Below are 18,294 nucleotides of genomic sequence, written 5' to 3'. Positions count from 1 at the left end.
GGTCACCCCTGGTGCGGGTAGCGGTGGGAGGTCGGAGCCGCGAAGGTCTCCTTGATGGACCGGGGGCTCACCCAGCGCAGCAGGTTGTGCACCGAGCCCGCCTTGTCGTTGGTGCCCGACGCCCGGCCGCCGCCGAACGGCTGCTGCCCGACGACCGCACCGGTCGGCTTGTCGTTGACGTAGAAGTTGCCCGCGGCGAACCGGAGCTCGTTCTGGGCGTGCGCGACGGCCGCGCGGTCCCGGGCGATGATCGCGCCGGTCAGGGCGTACGGGGCCGCGCTCTCCATCTGCTTGAGCACGGTGTCGTAGTCGGCGTCGTCGAACACGTGCACGGCCAGCACCGGGCCGAAGTACTCGGTGGTGAACACCTCGTGCGACGGGTCCGAACCCAGGAGCACGGTCGGGCGCACGAAGAAGCCCTCGGAGTCGTCGGCGGTGCCGCCGGCCGCGACCTCCAGCTTCGCGTCGCCCTTCGCGGCCTCCAGCACGCCGGACAGCTTGTCGAAGGAACGCCGGTCGATGACCGCGCCCATGAAGTTCGACAGGTCGGTGACGTCGCCCACGGTCAGCGACTCGACATCGGCCAGGAAGGCGTCCTTGACCCGGTTCCACACCGAGCGCGGCACGTACGCGCGGGACGCGGCGGAGCACTTCTGGCCCTGGTACTCGAACGCGCCGCGGACCAGCGCCGTGCGCAGCACGTCGACGTCGGCCGACGGGTGCGCCAGCACGAAGTCCTTGCCGCCGGTCTCGCCGACCACGCGCGGGTAGGAGCGGTAGCCGGCGATGTTCGCGCCGACCTGGCCCCACAGGTGCTGGAAGGTCCGCGTCGAACCGGTGAAGTGGATGCCGGCCAGGTCCGGGTGCGCCAGCGCGACCTCGGAGACCGCCAGGCCGTCACCGGGCAGCAGGTTGATCACGCCCGGCGGGAGGCCGGCCTCTTCGAGCAGCCGCATGGTCAGGTGCGCGGCGACGCTCTGCGTGGGCGAGGGCTTCCACAGCACCACGTTGCCCATCAGGGCCGGCGCGGTGGGCAGGTTGCCCGCGATGGCGGTGAAGTTGAACGGCGTGACCGCGTAGACGAAGCCCTCCAGCGGGCGGTGGTCCGTGCGGTTCCACACGCCGGGCGAGGACTGCGGCTGCTCGGCGGTCAACTGCCGGCCGAAGGCCACGTTGAACCGCCAGAAGTCGATCAGCTCGCAGGCCGAGTCGATCTCCGCCTGGATCGCGGTCTTGGACTGGCCGAGCATGGTGGCCGCGTTCAGGGTCTGCCGCCACGGGCCGGCCAGCAGGTCGGCGGCCTTGAGCAGGATCGCCGCGCGGTCGTCGAAGGACAGCGCGCGCCACGCCGGGGCGGCCTGCCGGGCCGCCGCGACGGCGTCCCGGGTGTCCTGGGCGGTCGCGCCGTGCAGCGTGCCGAGGACGGCGCGGTGGTTGTGCGGCTGGACGACGTCGAAGCGCTCGCCACCGCCGGTCCGCTGCTCGCCGCCGATCGTCAGGGTCAGGTCGACGGGCTCCTTGGCCAGTTCGGCCAGCTTCGCCTGCAACTGCGCGCGCTCGGGGGAGCCGGGGGCGTAGTTCAGGATGGGCTCGTTCACCGGCGCGGGGACCCTGGTCACGGCATCCACAAAGAAGCTCCTTCGCCACTGAAGACTGTGTCGCTTCACCGTAGGACTACCGAGCGTGCACGCAGTTGTCCGCCCGTCTAGGCTTGCGCACCCGCCGTTGTTCGCGCGGACAACCGTGCGGCCGGTCGGCTGCCGTCCGAAAGGAGGGGGCGGGTGAGTCTGCGGCAGGTGTTGATCGCTCTCGGTGACCCCCTGGTGGAGATCCAGGTCGCGCCGCACGGCCTGGAGGTCGACGTCCACGACGTGGTGATCCTCGACCCCGACGACGTGCCCGACGTGCGGCCCGGCGACCTCGCGCTGATCATCGGCGCACGCGGGCGGGGAGCGTTGTCACTGGTCAGAGCGGCCGGGCAGGGTGGTGCGGCGGCCGTGGCGGTCAAGGTCGACACGCCCTCGCCGATGCTGCGCCAAGCCGCGGCGGACGCGGGCGTGGCCCTGCTCGCGGTGCGCCCCGAGGTGCGCTGGGAACACCTCGAAGCGCTGGTCAGAGGCGTGGTGAGCAGTGCGCGGCTGACCGCCGACGCGGGCGTGGGCGAGGTGCTCGGCGACCTGTTCGCGCTGGCCCAGACGATCGCCGCGCTGACCGGCGGGATCGTCAGCATCGAGGACACCGCGAGCCGGGTGCTCGCCTACTCCCGGTCGTCGGACGAGGTGGACGAGCTGCGCCGGCTGTCCATCCTGGGCCGCCAGGGCCCCGAGCCGTACCTGAAGATGCTCCGCGAGTGGGGCGTCTACCAGCGCCTGCGCTCCGGCGAGGAGGTCGTGCGGATCGACGAGCGGCCCGAGCTCGGCATCCGGCGGCGGATCGCGGTCGGCATCCACGCGGGCAGCCAACCGCTGGGCACGATCTGGGTGCAGGAGGGCACGACCCCGCTGACCGAGCGGTCCGAACGCGCGCTGCTCGGCGCGGCCCGGGTCACCGCGCTGCACCTGGTCCAGCAGCGCGAGCCGTCCGCCGCGTTCCGGGAGAACCTGCTGGGCTCCCTGCTGGACGGCCGGATGGACGCCGCCTCCGTCGCCGAGCAGATCGGCGCGGACCCGGGCAAGCCCGCCGCCGTCGTCGTGTTCGCCCTGCGGGGCCAGGAGAGCGCGGACCGCACCCAGCACGAGTTGCGGCGCACCGAGATGACCGGCCTGATCTCCGTGCACGCCGCCGCCTACCGGCGCAGCGCACTGGTCACCCAGTCCGCCGGGCGCACCTACGTGCTGCTGCCCGACCTGCCGCCGACCGCGCCGCTGCTGGCCCTGACCAAGGAGATCGTGGCCGCCGCGCGCAAGCACATGGGGCTGCGCGTGCAGGGCGCGATCGGCTCGACGGTGCCCACCGCGGACGAGGTGATGGTGTCCCGCACCGAGGCCGACCGGGTGCTCGACGCGATGGCCCGCGACCTCGACACCGACGTCGCCACGCTCGCCGACGTCCGGTCGCGGGTGCTGATCAGCGAGACGCTGGCGCTGCTCGGCGAGCACCCGCGCATCCGGGACCCCCGGCTGGCGAAGCTCGACCCGGAACTCGCGCGCTCCCTCTTGGCCTACCTGGACGCCTTCGGCGACGTGCGCACCGCCGCGAGCGGTCTGCACGTGCACCCGAACACCTTGCGCTACCGGGTCCGCCGGGCCGCTGAGCTGGGCGGTTTCGACCTCGAAGATCCACTGCTCCGCCTGTTCGCCCAGTTGCAACTCAGGCTGACCTGAACTCGCCACCGCGCGCCCCTTACGCTTTCCGCGTGAACCCCGATGCGTCGCCCAGGCGCGGCAGTGACTTCGCCGAGTTGTCCAGATCGGTCAAGCAGGCCGGCCTGCTCGACCGCCGGATCGGCTTCTACGTGTTGTGCCTGGTCGGAGGCGTCGCCGCACTGGTGGCGACCATCACCGCGATGGTAGTGGTCGGTGACTCGTGGTGGCAGTTGGCCCTGGCGGTCCTGCTCGCCGTCGTGTTCACCCAGCTCGCGTTCCTCGGCCACGACGCCGGCCACCGGCAGATGTTCGCGACCAACAAGGTCAACGGCGCGGTCGGCCTGGTGCTGGGGAACCTGTTCGTCGGCGTCGGCTTCGGCTGGTGGATGGGCAAGCACAACCGCCACCACGCCAACCCCAACCACGAGGACGAGGACCCCGACGTCGACATCTCCGTGCTCGCGTTCAGCGCCGAGCAGGCGCAGCGCAAGCGCGGGTTCTTCCGCTGGGTGGTCAAGCACCAGGCGTACCTGTTCTTCCCCCTGCTGCTGCTCGAAGGCTTCAGCCTGCACTTCATCAGCGCCGCCGCCGCCGTGCGCCGCGAGGTGCGCGGGTGGCAGTTGGAGCTGGTGCTGATGGCCCTGCACGTCGTGGGCTACCTCGGCCTGGTCTTCACGATCATGTCCCCCGGCAAGGCCCTCGCGTTCATCGCCGTGCACCAGGGCCTGTTCGGCGTCTACATGGGGTGCTCGTTCGCGCCCAACCACAAGGGGATGCCGGTGCTCACCGCCGGCCACCAGCTCGACTTCCTGCGCAAGCAGGTCCTGACGTCCCGCAACGTGACCGGCGGCTGGTTCAACGACATCCTGCTGGGCGGTCTGAACTACCAGATCGAGCACCACCTGTTCCCCAACATGCCGCGACCGCACCTGCGCCGGGCGCAGGTGCTGGTCCGCGACTTCTGCCAGGAGAAGTCGATCTCCTACGCGGAATGCGGGCTGCTCACCTCGTACGGGCACGTGCTGACGTACCTGCACGAGACGGGAGCCGAATTGCGCGATGCAGACAGGCTCGCTCCAGCAGCGTCCAAGTAGTCGTGGTCAGCAGGTAGATCCCGGCGGCCAGCGGCAGCACGGCGGCGACGACCACCGTGCCGAACGGCAGCAGCCGCAGGACCTTCGCGAACGGCGGCTGCGGCCCACCGGTCCGCGCCGCCAGGGCCGCCTGCCAGCGGGACGTCGCGAACGCGACCGCGGTCAGCACGGCGAACAAGGTCAGGAAGACCGCGTGGTGCTCGAACACGCCGAACCAGTGCGCGCCCAGCGAGGTGCCGAACACGGTGCCGTCCAGCAGCGGGTTCGGCGTGCTGACCAGGCGGTACATCACCATGAAGAACGGTGCCTGGACCAGCGCGGGCAGACAGCCCGCGAACATCGAGGTGCCGTTCTCCCGGTAGAGCTCCACGGACTTCTGCTGGAGCACGCGCGGGTCCTTGCCGTACTTCTCCTGGAGCGCGCGCACCTCCGGCGCGAGCGCGGCCCGAGCCTTCTCGCCGCGCACGGCGGCACGGCTGAGCGGATGCATGAGCAGTCGGACGAGAGCGGTGAAGGCGACGATGGCGAGGGCGGGCGTGGTGACGCCGGCCAGGGCTGAGCCCAGGTCGTAGAACACGGGGGTACTCCGTTTGCACGAGCGGGAACGGGGGACGTCAGGCGCTCAGGCCGAGTCCCGGTGCTCGTGGACGGGGACGCCCGGCGGCGTCGGGGTCGCGCAACCGCAGGAAAGCCGTCTTGAGGGCTTTCTCGCGCAAGGAGAGGGACCGCACCCACGCGGGGGCGCGCTGCGCGGTGGGCGCGGCGGAGAGCAGCAGCAGGACCACGGCGACGGCCGTGACGACCGCCAGCAGGTCGGCCGGCGAGTGCAGCAGGGTGAGCGCGAACAGGCCCGGCAGGTAGAGCGCGAGCAGCACCTGCAACCTGGCCATGTCCACCTCCCCCGGTTTCCTCAGTCGAGACTACCCACCAGAGCGGGTTTCGTGGGGTGGTCGTAGCGCACCGTTACGTCGGCTCGGGGTTCGTAGCCGTCGTAGGCGGGCAGCGTCCACGCGTCCTCGGGCGCGGTCTGGCGGGCCAGCGCGGCCCGCGACAGCCACAGGTGCACGGTCAGCTCGGCCGGCAGCCACTTGTCCAGCAGCAGGGTCCCGTCCAGCAGGAGCACGCCGCCCTCGGGCAGGGTCGTGTAGTCGGCCCGGCTGGCGCGGTCGGCGGCGGCGTCCCACAGCGACGGCAGCACCCGGCCGGTGCCGCCGGGCTCCAGCGGGTCCAGCACCTCGCGGAGCAGCCCGCCGGTGTCCAGCCAGCCGTCCCGGAACGAGTCCGGGTCGGTGCGGCCGAACTCCAGGCGGACCGAGGCGGGGCGCAGGAAGTCGGCGGCGGACACGCGCAGCACCGGACGGCCACGGGCCCGCAGCGGCTCCACGAGGGCATCGGCGAGCTCGCCCGGCCGGGCCGGCGGCGCGCCGTCGACCAGGACGCGCGTCCACGCCGCGCGCGGACCGCCGATCCTCTCGACCAGTTCGGCGACCAGGGCCTGCGGGGTCAGCGGGTGGACCTTCACGGCAGCGGGTAGTCCTCCCAGCCCGCCGGCAGGTCCGGCGCGGGCAGGTCCGGGTCTGCTGTGAACCCCGACCACGCCGGGTCCCACCAGGTCGTGCCGCCGTCCAGCATCGCCTCGATCTCCTTGCCGGTGCGGCGGATCGCGTCGCCCTGCTCGGCGGTGTACTTGCCCTCGGCCACCTGGAGCTCGAACTCCTCGCGGTCCCGGTCGGACCAGGGGCCGTCCACCGGCACCCAGTAGTCCAGCTCGTGGTCGACGGAGTAGGCGTCGCCGGGGCGGTGGAGCTGGAGCTTGCCGTGGCCGTTCCACCGCGTGCGGCCCAGGGTCTGCCAGTGGTGCGGGAAGGGGTGCGGCGGGAAGCCGAACCGGGTGCCGGGGACGGTGAAGACGGCCAGCAGGTCCGGCCCGTCCGCGACCACCCTGGTCGGCGTGACCGCCCACGGCCGGCCGTGCAGCACTTCCCGGCGCAACGCCACGTCTCCCGGCGCGAAGAACCCCATGCCGGCCAGCCTAGGGGGCGGCCGGCCGTGCTGCCCCCGAAGGCTGTGGGCGGTTCTGCCGGCGGGGGCTCTTCCCGGCACCCGCCCGGCGCGGGGGAGGCGACTCGCCGGTCGCCTCCCCTCCGTCCAACCCCGGACGGCCGTGCTACTTCCAGGGCACCTGCGGCGAGGGGTAGAAGTTCACGCCCTGCGCCTTCCACCGCGGTCCCTGCGCGGCCAGGCGTTCCCTGAACTTCGCCCAGTCGTGGGTCGACCACGGCGACCAGCCCAGTTCCGCGATCGCCGGCAGCCTCGGGAACGCCATCTGCTCCAGATCCGCCGAGGTCGCCAGCGTCTCCGTCCACAGTGGAGCCTCGACGCCGCGCACCGCCGACTCCGGCAGGTCCTGGACGTACGCGCCGGGGTTCCAGTCGTAGGCGTCCTCGACGTCGGTGTACCCCGCCCACTTCAACCCGAGCTTGGTGTTCGCGTCGTACTTCATGTCCAGGTACGCCTTCGTCGCGGGCGAGAGCACGATCCGGTTGCCGCGCGCGGCGGCGGCGACCATGTCCGGCGCGACGGTCTTGGTGCCCCAGAACTGCGGCACCGCCGACGCGGCCGGCGCGGCCTTCACGAACTCGTGCCAGCCCGACGCGGTCTTGCCGTGCTTCTTCACCAGCGGAAGGACCCTGTCCATGAACGCGATGAAGTCCGGGTCCGTCGTGGCCAGCGCCTCGTCGCCGCCGATGTGGAGGTACTTGCCGGGCGTCAGCGCCGCGACCTCGCGCAGCACGTCGTCCACGAACTTGTAGGTGATGTCCTTGTCGATGCACAGCGAGCTGAAACCGACCTCGATGCCCGTGTACAGCGGAGGGGCGACGCCGTCGCAGTTCAGCTCGGCGTAGGAGGCCAGCGCGGCGTTGGTGTGGCCCGGGATGTCGATCTCCGGGATCACCTCGATGTGCCGGGAGGCGGCGTAGGCCACCAGGTCGCGGTACTGGTCCTGGGTGTAGAAACCGCCCGGACCGCCGCCGACCTCGGTGCTGCCGCCGTGCGCGGTCAGCCGGGGCCAGCTCTTGATCTCCAGTCGCCAGCCCTGGTCGTCGGTCAGGTGCAGGTGCAGCCGGTTGACCTTGTACTGGGCGATCTGGTCGATGTAGCGCTTCACCTCGTCCACGGAGAAGAAGTGCCGCGCCACGTCGAGCATCGCGCCACGGTGCTCGTAGCGCGGGTAGTCCAGGACGCGGACACCGGCGGCGTGCCACGGACCGCGCTGCCTGGTCTTCGACTCGACCTTCGCGGGCAGGAGCTGGCGGAACGTCTGCACGCCCGCGAACAGCCCGGCCGCGGTCCGCGCCCGGACCACCACCCCGCGCCCGGTCACGTCGAGCTGGTAGCCCTCCTTGCCGACGCGGTGGTCCGCGCCGGTCAGCAGGAGCGAGATCCCACGGCCCGACGCGCCGGGCACCACCGGCAGGCGGTAGCCGGTGGACGGCCGCAGCACGCCCGCCAGGTACTCGCCGACCTGCTTGGCGTCCCGTGAACCGGGCTGGGTGTAGATGCGCGTGTCACCACTCAGCGAGTAGGTCACGCCCGGCTTGGGCGCGACCTTCACCGGCGCGGGCACGATGCTGGGGTGTACTGGACTGGGGTGCACTGAATTGGGGTGCACTGGCTGCTCCGGAGCTGCCGAGTCGGCGACGGCGGTGCCCGCCGCTCCCAGGAGGAGCAGGGCGGCGAGCGCCGGGCCGAGCAGGTGCCGGCCGGCTCGGCTGGTCGGTTTCCCTCTTCGAGGCACGGACATCCTCCTGAAAATCGGTGTGGATCACCCGTGCGGCGGCTCCGATCACCGTTTCAGCCGTGCCCCGAAAGTGTCAAGGTCCAGACCAATCAGACAAACTTCGGCTTGCCGAGGTCCCGCCACACTGCCGGGAAGTGCTCCTCCACCCGGGCGGCCTTGGCCTCTTCCGCCCCGTAGAGCAGGCCGAACGTGAACCCGTTTTCGCCCTCCCGGTACGCCTGGCCACCGAGTTCGCGCAGCACCGGACGGGCCACCACGCTGTCCTGGTGATCACCCAACAGCGTCTGGAGGTTCTTCAGGCGCTTGCGGTACTTCTTGGCCTTCGCGCCGAACAACGGCTCGACCGTCTCCACCGCGTAGCGCAACCGCTTGGCCGCCTTGCGGGACTCGTGCAGCGACTCGTCGTCGTGCGCGTTCTCCGCGTGCCCGGCGAGCCGCTTGTAGGACTTCCGCACGAACTGCGGCAGCACCGCCTTCGCCTTGCCCGCCGCCAACGGGGTCAACGGCGGATCGGCGATCAACGCGTCCACGGCGTCCAACAGGTCGAAGTACCGGCGGCTGTTCATCACCGTCGTGGCCGACTCGTGCGCGCTCGTCTCCATCGGCGCGAAGTGCCGGGTGAGCAGCGCGGACACCGGACCGAGCACCAGGCTGTCGTCCAACTTCGCCACGTTCGCCTCGTAGCCGGCGCGCATCACCTCCGCGTCCCGCGCCTCACCCAGGACACCCGCGAACCACTTCAACTCGTCGGTCAACGCCCTGGTCCGGTCGCGGTCGACCACCTTGCCGAACGCCTGGAGCGCGCTGCGCATCCGACGGGTCGCCACGCGCATCTGGTGCACGGCGTCGTCCTCCTTGCGGCGCACCCTCGGGTCGTGGTGCTTGAGGGCCTCCACCTGCTCGCGCAAGTACGCCAACACCACGTCACCGGCGGACTTCCCCCGCTCGGGCACCGGCGGCTTCGGCGTGATCCGACCCGCGAGCAGCCGGGTCAACTTGGCCGACGACGTCGACCGGGTGATCCCGACCTCGGCCAGCCGGCCCTCCACCAGGTCCAGCATCGCCCGGTCGCCGCGCTCGCCCAGCTCCACCTCGATCTCGCGCCAGGTGTCCACCGACTTCTCCGCCACGTCCTGCGCGGACACCAGGTCCTCCACCACCTCGACCAGCAGCTTGCCGCGCTCGTCCACGAGCTGCCAGCGCTGCCGCGTGGTCCGGATGCGCGCGACCGGCGTCAGCGCGTCGCCCCGCGCGTGCACCTGGACCAGCGAACCGAGCTCCTTGGGCGGGTGCTTCGCGGCTCGCCCGGCCGGCAACCGGACCTCCTCGCGGGTGTCCTCGGCCACCGGCAGCTTCAGGTGCCAGCCCGCGTCGTCACCCCCGACCCGCCGGCGCAGCGTCAGGCCCGCACGGGCCAACCGCAGGTCGGCGGTGTCGTAGTAGACCGCCTCCAGTTGCTGCTCCTCGGGACCTGCCGCAGCGGCGACACCCGGCAGATCGGCCAGTTCCGGCAGCGCGACGCCGGTCGGGGCCTCGTACTTTCGTTCCGTCTCGTGCACCGATGTCGACATGTACCAGGCATACACCGCAAGCTGGATGTTTACGCTAGGTAACTGTGGGTGATGGGCCGTTGACCTGGCCGGGGGTTTGTTGCGGACCGTCCGCGTGGTTTTCCCGGCGCGCACCCGGCGAGCGGCGTTCCGTGGGGTTGGCTGGATCGCGTGCCCACGGAGAAAGAGCGGCTCGACGCGGTCGAACCGACCGTCGCCGATTTGGTCCACCGGACCCAGTTGCTGACCGCCGAGCTGGAGCGGGTCAGCGCGCGGCTGCTGGTCCTGGAACGGCGGCTGTCCGGCGCGGGAGCCGGCCCGGACGAGGACTTCGACGCCGTGGACGGCGAGATCGGCGACATCGTGGCCGCCCTGCGCGCGGCGTGGGACGCCGAGCAGGAGGTGCTGGCCGACTCGGTGCGGTTCGAGCTGAGCCAGGAGGTCAGCGAGCACGACGGGCTCAAGGAGCGCCGGGACGCCGCCCGCGCCCACCTCGCGTCCGGGCGGATGCCCAGGTTCGAGCGCGATGCCCTGGAGCACGAGGTGCACCAGTTGGACTGGAAGATCGGCTCCGCCGAAGCGGGAGCACTCGACGCCGCGGCCCGCCTGGAAGCCGACGCGGCGGCAGCCGAGGACGCCCGGAGGCAGGAGGCCATCCTCGCCGGCGAGAAGGCCCGCGAGGAGATCTGGGACGCGGCGACCCGACGCCTGGAACGAGCCCTGGCCGCCGACACCAGGCTCCCGGTGTGGTTCCGGGTAGGCATGGGCGAAATCCCCAGCCCGGACCCCAACCCCTGGGTGCGCGCCGCCACCGGCCTCATCGCCTACCGCCTGGAGTACGGCGTCACGACCGCGGTGGACCCCCTGGGCGACCCACCCACCGCCGGCTCCGGCTCAGCGGCCTGGGTCCGCCGCACCGAGGTGCACACGGACCTGGTAGACCAACTCCACACCCTGCGCCCGTAACCCCCGGTGGCCCGGGGCCCGCCGGCCCCGCCCCCCATGGCGATCATCACCCCACCCGGACCGCGATCATCACCTCGGGCAGACCGCGATCATCGCGGCCAACGCGTCATGCTCGGCCTGGTCGACGGTCAACCCGTAGGTGCTCTTCACCGTGACCCAGTTGGCGGCGTAGGTGCACCAGTAAGTCTCCACCGGCGGTTTCCACTTGGCCGGATCCTGATCACCCTTGGACCGGTTGCTCGTGGCGGACACCGCCACGAGCTGGATGCCGTCCAAGTCGTTGGCGAACTTCTGCCGCTGCTCATCGGTCCACTTGTCCGCCCCGGACCGCCACGCCTCGGCCAGCGGCACCGTGTGGTCGATGTCCAGCTTCCCCGCGTCCGTGATGGTCACGCCGTCGTACGCGCTGACCCACGTGCCCGCAGTGGCCTTGCAATCCTTGTCGCTGCGGACATCCGCACCCTGCCGCTGCAACACGACTTCGCGGGTGTCGCACGAGTTGCCCTGCCCGCTCCAGTGCGGGAAGCGGTCCCGGCTGTACCCGGCCATCTTGCCCTCGGACGCGATCTTCAGACCCGCCAACAACGGGGCCGGGTCCTGGGCGGGCGGGGTACCGGGCGGTTGCGCGGCGGTCGTCGTGGGCTGGGATGGGGTTGTCGAATCCTGGTAGCGGGTCAGGTAGTAGCCGATCACCATCAGCAGGATCAACACCGCCACGCTTGCCCATGTTGTCGTCCGCTTCCGGCTCATGGGCACCAATGATCAGCGATCGCCATCACGACGTGACTACCGGGTGGCAAGGATCGGGACAACAGCAGGGCGCAGGCCCACGGCGGGTGGTGCGGATCAGCACGGCCGACGGGAGTGCTGATCAGGACAACGGGACTGGCTGGCTCGGGCCACTGGCGGCGTGGTGGGGAAGTCGGCGTGGTGCGGTGTCGTGGCGGGAAGTGCGGAGCGGGAGAGCGGGACGGGAAGAGCGAGGCAGTAGGAGCAGGGCGGGAGGAGCAGGACAGTAGAAGCGGTGCAGTAGGAGCGGAGCGGTAGGAGCGGTGCGGTGCGGCAGGATCGGAGGGTCTATTCCTTTGTGTGGCGGGTTGGCGGGGTTCGCGGGGTTCCAAAATCAAACCGAGTATCGAGAACAGTGTTTTCGTACGTTCTCCCCGTGCATTCCCGGGAACTTCACCTGTTGGAGGGGCGTGTGGCGCAAAAGGCAGGGCGGGTGTGCGGTTCCCTTGGCAAGTATAGGAGTTCTGGTCGTGAAATGGGTGCGCCCACGCCATGTCAACGGCGTGGGCGCGTCCCGCACAGCTCGATCAGGGGCGGTTCGTGAGGTAGCCGCCCATGGTCTGGAAGTACTCCGTCGCGCCCAGTTCGCGGCCGTCCTCGGTGCGGACCCGCTTCACCAGCAGTGCGTGGTTCCGGCCACGGCGGGAGTCCGCTCCCGCGACGATCGCCACGCCGTCGCCCTCGCGGTAGAAGATCCGGCCCGGCGTGCCGCCGTAGCGGGCCTCCGACACCTCGGCTTCCACGATCTCCAGTCGCGTGCCCTTGTGGAACGTGAACGCGCTCGGGTACGGCGCGCACTGCGCGCGCACCAACCTGTCGAGTTCGTCCGCCTGCCACGTCCAGTCGATGCGCAGGTCCTCCTCCGCGCGCTTGTGGAAGAAGCTGGCCTTCGACCGGTCCTGCTTGGTGAAGTCGGTGCGGCCCTTGGCGATCTCGGCCAGGCCGTCGACGGTGATCGGGCCGAACAGCTCCAGCGTCTTGTGGAACAGGTCGGCGGTCGTGTCGCGCGGCCCGACCGGGACGGCGCGCTGGATCACGATGTCGCCCGCGTCCAACGTCTCGTCCATCATGTGCGCGGTGACCCCCACCTCCTTCTCGTCGTTGATCAAGGCCCAGATCAACGGCGAGAAACCGGCGTAGGCGGGCAGCAGCGAGTCGTGCACGTTCAGCGTGCCGCGCTTGGGCAGCGTGAAGATGTGCGGCGGGATCCACGTGCGCCAGTTGGTGGCCACGATGACGTCCGGCTCGACCTCCTTGAGCCGCTGGAACAACTCGTCGTCGTCCGGCCGGTTGCGGATGATCGTCTCGACGCCGTGCTCGGCGGCCAGGTCCGCCACCGAGTCGCTCCAGATCCGCTCGTACGCGTGGTCGCTCTGCGGGTGGGTCACCACCAGCACCACCTCGTGCTCGGAGTCCAGCAGCGCTCGGAGCGTGCGGTGGCCCCAGGTCTGGTAGCCGAACATGACGACCCGCATGGGGCTCCTCCAGGGTTTTAGGCTTGCCTAAGTTACCCGACCCTAACCTAAGTCGGCGGCCCGGTCGCCGGTCTGGCCCGCACCGGGTGCGTCCGGGTGCGGCCGGGTCGGCAGGACCGCCGGTGGCCACGGAGGCGGCTCGCCGCCCGGATGTCGCCGGGGTGCGCGGGAAGTCACCCGTGAGGTCGAATCGGAACAGTCGGGAAAACCCTGGTTCGATGATCTGAATCGAATTTCGGAAGCACCTCTCATATCGCGTTGTGTGGTAGTCATCAATAACGAAATCCCCGCCCGGAGAACCGAGGAGAACTCGTGTCCGAGATCGCGCAGAGGAAAGCAGGAGCATGGTGACCAATCGCGTCGAACGACCGTGGGCACCCGGCCCGAACGTGCCATTCGACTACATCTTGGCCAGCCCGGCCGGTGTCAACCACCTGGCCTTCGACCACCGGAACGGCACCTGGCACCGGCTCTACGAGAACAGTTCCGCCGAACCCCTGCACGTCGGCCAGGCCATCCTGCTCCGGCCGAGTGACGTCGATTCGATCCTGACCTTCAGCCTGTCCTGGTGCCTGGGCGCGGGGCACGGCACACCGCGCTCCGAAGAACTCGTCGACGAACTGGCGAAATCCGTCGGGGTACTGGTCCGGCACCTCGCCGAACGCGCGGGCGTGCCCAAGGCGTGACGCGTATCCCGGTTCGCCGCAGCCAACTAGCCTGCGGGAGTGATCCTTGATCTGAAGGTGGTCGGCGGTCGGTTCGGCACGCTGGACCCCGCCCGGCCCGGGGCCGCCGTCCTCGGGGTGTGGGGCGGGCGGATCGTCGGCCTGGACGAGGACGTGGCCGACCTGCCCGCGCGGCGCGTGGTGGACCTGGGCGGGGCGGTGGCGCTGCCGGGTTTCGTGGACGCGCACAACCACCTGGCGTGGGCCGGCCGGGCGTCCCGGACGCCGGACGTCTCCGGGTGCACGACCGTGACGCAGGTGCTGGACCTGCTGGCCGACGCGCCGCGTGCGGCGTGGCTGGAGGTCGTCGGGTACGACCACCGCGCGCTGGACCGGCCGCTCACCGCACGCGACCTGGACGTCGTCGGACCTCGCGTCTACGTGCAGGACCTGTCCGGGCACGCGTGCGTGGTGAGCAGTGACGTGCTGGCCGACCTGCCCGCGTCGGTGGTCGTGCCGCGCGATGCCGCCGGTGTGCCCACCGGGTTCCTCGCCGAACGGGCGCAGTCGGCGGCGCGCGCGATGATGCTGCCGTACTCGATCGCCGACATCGCGGCGGACGTGCGGCGGGGCGCGGAGCAGTGCTTGCGCGAAGGCGTGGTGCTCGCGGCCGAAGCGGGTGTGGGCGAGGGTCTGATCGGCAGCAGCCCGCTGGAGATCGCGGCGTACCAACAGGAACCGCTGCCGATCCGGGTGCAACTGATGGTGTCGTCGGGCGAGTTGCGGGACGTGCGCGCGCACGCGGAGGACGGCGTGCGGCGCGCGCTGCCGTTGGGGCTGCGGACCGGTCTGGGTGACGAGTGGCTCTCGATCGGGGCGCTGAAGCTGTGGACCGACGGGGGGATGATCGCCCGGACGGCCGCGCTGACCGAGCCCTACGTCGGCGGGTACGGCGTCGGGCAGTTGCAGGACGAACCGGACGTGATGCGCGCCGCGATCCTCGACGGGCACGCCGCCGGGTGGCAGCTCGCCGTGCACGCGATCGGCGACCGCGCGGTGGACTTCGCGCTGGACGCGTTGGCCGAGGCGGGGGCCCTGCTGCCCCGCCCGGACGCCCGGCACCGGATCGAGCACTGCGGGCTGGTGCGGCCCGACCAGGTGGACCGGATCGCCGAGCTGGGCGTGATCCCGGTGGTCCAGCCGACGTTCCTGTGGGCCTACGGCGACGACTACTCGACGATCATGGGCCCCGAGCGCGCGCCGTGGCTGTACCGGGGGCGGGCGTTCCTGGACCGGGGGGTGGTGGTCGCGGGCAGCTCGGACCGGCCGGTGGCGGACGGCAACCCGCTGCGGGCCGTGCAGTTCATGGTCGAACGGCGGTCGCGCACCGGGCTCGCCGTCGGGCCGGACGAGGCCGTGTCCGTGACCGAGGCGCTGCACGCGTACACCGCCGGTGCGGCGTACGCGTGCCGGCGTGAGGACGTGCTCGGCTCGCTCACCCCGGGCAAGCTGGCCGACTTCGTCGTGCTGGACGACGACCCGCGCACCTGCGAGGTCTCCCGGATCGGCGACATCGGCGTGTCGGCGACCGTCGTCGGCGGTGAGTTCCGGCACGACCCGGCCGGGTTCGCGAGTTGAACCCGGCCCGGACCGCCGGGCTCAGGCGCTCATCCGCCAGTGCACCACGTACCCGGCCGCCTCGGCCGCGATCAGGGCGTCCAGCTTGGCCAGGTTCGTCCGCTTGGCCATCTTGAACGCCCGCCCGCGCCGCGCGTCGAGCAGCAGTGGTGTCGCGCCGGGCAGCGTGTCGGCGGTGGTCTGCTGGAGGATGCGCAGCCCGACGTTCGCCGCCTCCTGGGTCATCACGGCCTCCTTGGTGTACACCAGCACGGCCGCCGTCGACCCGTCCGGCAGTCGGAGCCCCAGGTGGGGCCGCACGCGCAGGCTCAGCTCACCCGCCGACCACCGGGCGGCCCGGACGGGCACGCCGGTCGCCCGCGTCCCGCGCAGCCACGGGAGGAAGCCCTCGCGCAGCTCCTCGAACGCCCGGGGCTGCCCGTTGCGGTCCGCCGCCTGCACCGCGACCTCCAGCTCCGCGTCCGGGTCGGTGGAGTTCGCCGCGCGGCGCATGGCCTCCCGCATGGGGTTGTAGAACCCGCTCACCCACGGGTCGACGCCCAGGTAGACCTCGCGCTGCTCGGCCACGATGCTGATCCGCCCGCGCTGACCGCTCATCACGTACTCGGTGAAGGACAACGCGGTGACGCTGACCGGTTCCACGACCACGACAGGCTCCCCTCGTCGTATCGAACTCGTGTTCGAATTCTACCCGTCGGGTACGACATTCCGGGGCTGCGCGCGGACCTTTCCGAGCAGCGGACCGAGGTCCGGATCGGCCGCCACCTCGGCGAAGATCGCGACCAGCGTCTCCTCGTAGAACGGGCCCGCGCTCCGGTACACCTCGCGCCCGGCGGGCGTGATGCTGCTGAACACCCCGCGCCGGTCGGTCTCGCAGATCTCCCGGGTGGTCAGGCCGGACTGCTCCAGCCGGGCCACCAGGCGGCTGACCGAGCTCTGGTTCAGGCCCACCACCTCGGTCAGCTCCTGCATCCGCAGGTGGCCTTCCGGCGACTCGTGCAGCGCGCCGAGCGCGGTGAACTCCGACATCCCGAAGTGGAACTTCCGCTGGAGCGCGCGCTCCAGGCTCGCGTTGATCCGGTTGTGCAGCGCGCGCAGGCCGGACCAGGTGGCGCGGACGGACAAGACGACCCTCCCGGTACGCAGGCGTGGGTCTACATCGTAGGGCGGGTCGCCGCTGACCAGCAGGAGCGCGCTCAGCGCCCCTCGAACGACAACGCCCACGTCCCGCAACGCCAGACCGGCCGCCGTGGGCCGTCGAACCCGGATGCGCGTCGGTACCGCCCCGGAGGTCCGAGGCGGTACCGATCGTGCGTGAACCCGTCGTCAGGACGTCAGAACTGCAACGCCCACGAATCCAGCGTGCCCGTGTCGGACTGGTAGGCGTCGTACACGCGCAGCTTCCACACGCCGTTGGCCACCTGCGCGGCGGCGTTCACCGGGTAGGCGGCCACGATGTCGTCCGCCGAGTCGTTGGACGTGTCCTTCAGCAGGTACGTCGTCCCGTCCGGGCCGACGAGGTGCAGCCGCACGTCACCCCGGTAGGTGTGCTTGATGTTCACCTCGACCTTGAGCGCGGACGGCGCGTTGCCGGCGATCCCGGACACCGTGATCGGCGACTCCGCCGTGGCCAGGTCCCGCACCGGGAAGTCGGCGGCGTTCTCGAAGCGCTTGCCCGGACCGGGGCCGGGACCACCGTCGTCGTTGTCGATCAGGCTCGCGATCTCGTTGTGCACCAGCGAGATCCGGGTTCCCCAGTTCGGGCACCCGCCGAGGTGGTGCAGCGCGATCACCTTGTGCGACGACGCGGCCAGCACCGGCGAGCCGGAGTTGCCGCCCGAACTGTCGCACCGGTAGCCGGTGTTCACGCCGGACGCGACGACGTCGATCTTGCAGTACGCGCCGCCGTCGCTCTCCTCGTACAGCGACAGCCGCTTGGGCTTGATGTCGCCGTGGCCGGGGAGGTAGATGCGCTCGCCCGCCTTGGGCTCGCGCACGTCCAGGTAGAGCGTGCCGAAGGACTTGATCGAGTCGAAGTTGTTCACCGAGAACAACGCGTAGTCCAGCGCGCTCAGCGGGCTGGACTTGACCAGCTCCAGGCCGCTGACCTTCGTGCCGGGCTTCGGGTTGTTCCCGCCGCAGGTCGAGCACTGGTAGTCGAACTGGAACTCGCTGGCCCGCAGGTCCGCCGCGCTCTCCATGCAGTGGAAGTTGGTGAGCATCCGGTTGGTGTTGCCCACCCGCCACGCCGTGCAGTGGCCCAGGCCGTTGAGCAACTGGCGCGCGACCGCGCCGGACCGGGCGTACTCGGTGGGATGGTTGGTCTGGTAGCAGACCACGTCGCGGCGGGCGTCCGCGCCGCAGACGCTGAACGTGCCGGGGTTGGCCGCAGCGGCTTCGGTGGAGGTGAAGCCCCGGTAGTAGCTGTCGATCCGGACGCCGAACCCGTGCCGGGTCAGGGTGTCCGCGTTCCGGCGGTCCATCGCGGCGTGCAGGGTCACCACGGCGGTGTCGCCGTCGACGGACATCGCGGCGAAGCCCGGCCGGCCGTGCACGGTGTGCGGGGAGTCGCCGGGGAACGCGGTCGTGGTGGGGTTGCCGCGATAGGTGTGGACCTCGCGCCCGGACGGGTCGGCGACGGTGACCCGGTCGCCGGGAGCCAGTTTGAACGCCGCGAAGTGCACCTTGACGTAGCTGGAGCCGGGCTCGGTCAGGACCACCTGCCAGGAACGGCCGGTGGGCGCGTAGCGCAGGGTCGCGTTGCTGGTTTTGAGTTCACCCGCCTTGGTGACGTGCTCGTTCACCGCGGATCGCGGCGTTTGGACGGGTTCGGCCTGCGCGGTGATCGCGGCCGGTACGGGTGTGGCCAACGCCAGTGCAGCCGCCATCGGCAGTAGCAGGGACCGGATGGACAAGGCGCACCTCCTTGGAAAGGTCGTTTCCGGGGTGGCGGCGGGGTCCGACCCGACCTCTGTGGAGGCCGGGCCGGACCCGTACGGTCGCACGACCA

General features: G+C 71.1%; 17 protein-coding genes. 5 read left to right on the top strand and 12 right to left on the bottom strand.

Annotated elements, in window-relative coordinates:
- Positions 1-2: 2 nt before the first annotated feature.
- Positions 3-1,628, bottom strand: a complete 1,626-nt coding sequence (gene pruA, locus AB0G01_RS10885; RefSeq protein ID WP_360942532.1) for an L-glutamate gamma-semialdehyde dehydrogenase — start codon at positions 1,626-1,628, stop codon at positions 3-5.
- Between the two features lie 153 nt (positions 1,629-1,781).
- On the opposite strand from pruA, the gene AB0G01_RS10880 reads away from it, so the two are divergent.
- Together AB0G01_RS10880 and AB0G01_RS10875 are read left to right on the top strand one after the other, a co-directional pair.
- Positions 1,782-3,323 (top strand): helix-turn-helix domain-containing protein, encoded by a 1,542-nt coding sequence (locus tag AB0G01_RS10880; protein WP_360942529.1) that lies wholly within the window; start codon positions 1,782-1,784, stop codon positions 3,321-3,323.
- A gap of 32 nt (positions 3,324-3,355) precedes the next feature.
- Positions 3,356-4,399 carry an acyl-CoA desaturase gene (locus tag AB0G01_RS10875; protein ID WP_360942526.1) on the top strand — a complete coding sequence of 348 codons (1,044 nt, stop codon included), beginning with the start codon at positions 3,356-3,358 and terminating at the stop codon, positions 4,397-4,399.
- Here AB0G01_RS10875 and yidC read toward each other — a convergent pair.
- The 6 genes from yidC to AB0G01_RS10845 all read right to left on the bottom strand — a co-directional run bounded on the left by yidC (position 4,308) and on the right by AB0G01_RS10845 (position 9,772).
- On the bottom strand, positions 4,308-4,976 hold the full coding sequence (yidC, locus tag AB0G01_RS10870; RefSeq protein ID WP_360942523.1) for a membrane protein insertase YidC: 669 nt from the start codon (positions 4,974-4,976) through the stop codon (positions 4,308-4,310). The two genes, AB0G01_RS10875 and yidC, sit on opposite strands and share 92 nt — an antisense overlap.
- A gap of 37 nt (positions 4,977-5,013) precedes the next feature.
- On the bottom strand, positions 5,014-5,289 hold the full coding sequence (locus tag AB0G01_RS10865; protein ID WP_360942520.1) for a DUF6412 domain-containing protein: 276 nt from the start codon (positions 5,287-5,289) through the stop codon (positions 5,014-5,016).
- Between the two features lie 20 nt (positions 5,290-5,309).
- Positions 5,310-5,921, bottom strand: a complete 612-nt coding sequence (locus AB0G01_RS10860; RefSeq protein WP_360942517.1) for a uridine kinase — start codon at positions 5,919-5,921, stop codon at positions 5,310-5,312.
- Entirely contained in the window at positions 5,918-6,421 is a 504-nt protein-coding gene (locus tag AB0G01_RS10855; RefSeq protein WP_360942514.1) for a DUF402 domain-containing protein, read from the bottom strand. The genes AB0G01_RS10860 and AB0G01_RS10855 overlap by 4 nt, the downstream gene beginning before the upstream one ends.
- A 145-nt stretch (positions 6,422-6,566) precedes the next feature.
- Positions 6,567-8,204, bottom strand: coding sequence for a beta-N-acetylhexosaminidase (locus AB0G01_RS10850; RefSeq protein WP_360942511.1), 1,638 nt, complete (start codon positions 8,202-8,204; stop codon positions 6,567-6,569).
- Between the two features lie 86 nt (positions 8,205-8,290).
- Positions 8,291-9,772 (bottom strand): CYTH and CHAD domain-containing protein, encoded by a 1,482-nt coding sequence (locus AB0G01_RS10845; RefSeq protein WP_360942508.1) that lies wholly within the window; start codon positions 9,770-9,772, stop codon positions 8,291-8,293.
- 150 nt (positions 9,773-9,922) lie between these two features.
- On the opposite strand from AB0G01_RS10845, the gene AB0G01_RS10840 reads away from it, so the two are divergent.
- On the top strand, positions 9,923-10,717 hold the full coding sequence (locus tag AB0G01_RS10840; protein ID WP_360942505.1) for a hypothetical protein: 795 nt from the start codon (positions 9,923-9,925) through the stop codon (positions 10,715-10,717).
- Positions 10,718-10,786: 69 nt separating this feature from the next.
- Here AB0G01_RS10840 and AB0G01_RS10835 read toward each other — a convergent pair whose 3' ends face one another.
- On the bottom strand, positions 10,787-11,467 hold the full coding sequence (locus AB0G01_RS10835; RefSeq protein WP_360942502.1) for an HNH endonuclease family protein: 681 nt from the start codon (positions 11,465-11,467) through the stop codon (positions 10,787-10,789).
- Between the two features lie 566 nt (positions 11,468-12,033).
- Positions 12,034-12,981 carry a methionyl-tRNA formyltransferase gene (locus AB0G01_RS10830; protein WP_360942499.1) on the bottom strand — a complete coding sequence of 316 codons (948 nt, stop codon included), beginning with the start codon at positions 12,979-12,981 and terminating at the stop codon, positions 12,034-12,036.
- A 344-nt stretch (positions 12,982-13,325) separates the two neighbouring features.
- On the opposite strand from AB0G01_RS10830, the gene AB0G01_RS10825 reads away from it, so the two are divergent.
- Together AB0G01_RS10825 and AB0G01_RS10820 are read left to right on the top strand one after the other, a co-directional pair.
- The gene (locus tag AB0G01_RS10825) at positions 13,326-13,667 is read left to right on the top strand and encodes a hypothetical protein (protein ID WP_360942496.1); all 342 of its coding nucleotides are present in this window, start codon (positions 13,326-13,328) and stop codon (positions 13,665-13,667) included.
- A gap of 39 nt (positions 13,668-13,706) precedes the next feature.
- Positions 13,707-15,284, top strand: coding sequence for an amidohydrolase (locus AB0G01_RS10820; protein ID WP_360942493.1), 1,578 nt, complete (start codon positions 13,707-13,709; stop codon positions 15,282-15,284).
- A 21-nt stretch (positions 15,285-15,305) separates the two neighbouring features.
- Here AB0G01_RS10820 and AB0G01_RS10815 read toward each other — a convergent pair whose 3' ends face one another.
- From AB0G01_RS10815 to AB0G01_RS10805, 3 genes are all read right to left on the bottom strand, one after another.
- A complete protein-coding gene (locus AB0G01_RS10815; protein WP_360942490.1) occupies positions 15,306-15,932 on the bottom strand; it encodes a hypothetical protein in 627 nt (208 codons plus the stop codon).
- A gap of 39 nt (positions 15,933-15,971) precedes the next feature.
- Positions 15,972-16,409: a MarR family transcriptional regulator gene (locus AB0G01_RS10810; protein WP_360942487.1), complete on the bottom strand. Its 438-nt coding sequence runs from the start codon at positions 16,407-16,409 to the stop codon at positions 15,972-15,974.
- A 209-nt stretch (positions 16,410-16,618) separates the two neighbouring features.
- Positions 16,619-18,199: a proprotein convertase P-domain-containing protein gene (locus AB0G01_RS10805; RefSeq protein WP_360942484.1), complete on the bottom strand. Its 1,581-nt coding sequence runs from the start codon at positions 18,197-18,199 to the stop codon at positions 16,619-16,621.
- Between the last annotated feature and the right edge of the window lie 95 nt (positions 18,200-18,294).

The organism is Actinosynnema sp. NPDC023587 (assembly GCF_040640215.1).
Classification (GTDB): Bacteria; Actinomycetota; Actinomycetes; order Mycobacteriales; family Pseudonocardiaceae; genus Actinosynnema.
The sequence above is the reverse complement of the archived record's forward strand: the minus strand, read 5'-3'. Positions and strand labels throughout refer to the sequence as shown.

Bases quoted from the DNA above. Each gene is read 5' to 3' on its own strand.
- AB0G01_RS10865 (WP_360942520.1), bottom strand. From the start codon at position 5,289: ATGGCCAGGTTGCAGGTGCTGCTCGCGCTCTACCTGCCGGGCCTGTTC.
- AB0G01_RS10855 (WP_360942514.1), bottom strand. From the start codon at position 6,421: ATGGGGTTCTTCGCGCCGGGAGACGTGGCGTTGCGCCGGGAAGTGCTG.
- AB0G01_RS10850 (WP_360942511.1), bottom strand. From the start codon at position 8,204: ATGTCCGTGCCTCGAAGAGGGAAACCGACCAGCCGAGCCGGCCGGCAC.
- AB0G01_RS10845 (WP_360942508.1), bottom strand. From the start codon at position 9,772: ATGTCGACATCGGTGCACGAGACGGAACGAAAGTACGAGGCCCCGACC.
- AB0G01_RS10835 (WP_360942502.1), bottom strand. From the start codon at position 11,467: ATGAGCCGGAAGCGGACGACAACATGGGCAAGCGTGGCGGTGTTGATC.
- AB0G01_RS10830 (WP_360942499.1), bottom strand. From the start codon at position 12,981: ATGCGGGTCGTCATGTTCGGCTACCAGACCTGGGGCCACCGCACGCTC.
- AB0G01_RS10825 (WP_360942496.1), top strand. From the start codon at position 13,326: ATGGTGACCAATCGCGTCGAACGACCGTGGGCACCCGGCCCGAACGTG.